Source organism: Microcystis sp. M53603_WE2, from assembly GCF_030065435.1.
Window position 1 is genome coordinate 1 of sequence record NZ_JASJFF010001008.1, and the last position, 1,342, is coordinate 1,342.

Consider the following 1,342-nt stretch of genomic DNA (forward strand, 5'->3'; position numbering starts at 1 on the left):
GCTTCATCAAGCCGGTGATATTGTTCTGGTGTCCCGTTTTTTAGCTTGGCTTCTACGACTAGCATTGATTAATCCTCGACCCTGGATCAATTAAGTATAACACAGTTTACCTACAAATGGTAGAATTAAAATCGTGCTTCGCAGTCAATATCCTGGTCGGATTTCATCCCCCGCAAAGGTTGATGTCTTGTCAAAAAATTTAGCGGGGGCATTCATCCGACATTTTAGGTAAACTGAAGATTGTTTACTGATTTATTCCCTCCTGATGATTGTCAACGATGAGATTAATCGGGAGAATTAGCAATATTGACGGCCAAAATTTATGGAATTCGCCTCTTTTATTCCCCGTCTAGTTATCCCCGTCGGTGATCCCGCCGGAATCGGCCCTGAAGTGGTGTTAAAAGCGATCGCCGATTCCCCAATCTCGTCCGGTTGTCAGATTACTCTAATCGGGACAAGAACGCTTCTCGAAAAAGCCTATCACGATCCCCATCTTCTCGATCGCTTTTCTCTGATCGATTTGCCCTACAATCAAGAAAAAATCGTTTGCGGGCGTGGGGATGCCCACAGTGGTGAAATCAGCTTTCTTTACCTGCAAGAAGCCATAAAACGCACCCTCAAGGGCGAATTTGATGGTATTGTCACCGGTCCGATTGCCAAATCCTGTTGGCAGTTGGCCGGTTATGATTTCCCCGGTCAAACGGAGGTTTTAGCTACCATGGCGGGAATTAACCGTTATGGGATGCTATTCGTCGCTAAATCCCCTCACACCGGCTATAACTTACGCACTCTCCTCGCCACTACCCATATCCCCCTGCGAGAAGTTCCCGATACTCTTAACCCCGATCTGATGACCCGAAAACTAGACCTATTGATCGAGTCTTTAAAGCTAGATTTCGGCATCGATCGCCCCAAAATCGCCATATCCGGCCTTAATCCCCACAGTGGCGAAGCGGGAAAACTGGGAAGGGAGGAAAAAGACTGGTTACAGCCTTGGTTGCAGTCAATGGCGCAGAAATACCCGCAAACCCAATTAATCGGCCTTGTCCCCCCCGATACGCTTTGGGTGGAACCGGGACGCGCTTGGTTTAGCGGTGCAGGGCAACCCGCCGACGCATATCTGGCATTATACCACGATCAAGGCCTAATTCCCGTCAAATTAATGGCTTTTGACTGTGCTGTTAATACTACCATCGGTTTACCTTTTGTTCGCACCTCTCCAGACCACGGGACGGCTTTTGATATCGCCGGTCTTGGCATCGCTAGGGCCCAGAGTATGCAAGCGGCGATCCAATTAGCGATCGAATTATGTCAGCAGCGGGACAACCGGAGAACTAAACTA

The 1,342-nt window shown here is 48.4% G+C and carries 1 protein-coding gene and 1 pseudogene; one reads left to right on the plus strand and one right to left on the minus strand.

From position 1 onward, the window contains the following. Positions 1-65: pseudogene (locus tag PX481_RS30210) on the minus strand (transposase); the annotation flags it as partial. Between the two features lie 257 nt (positions 66-322). On the opposite strand from PX481_RS30210, the gene pdxA reads away from it, so the two are divergent. Next, a partial coding sequence (pdxA, locus tag PX481_RS21295) for a 4-hydroxythreonine-4-phosphate dehydrogenase PdxA (protein ID WP_288095862.1) occupies positions 323-1,342 on the plus strand: 1,020 nt, incomplete at its 3' end.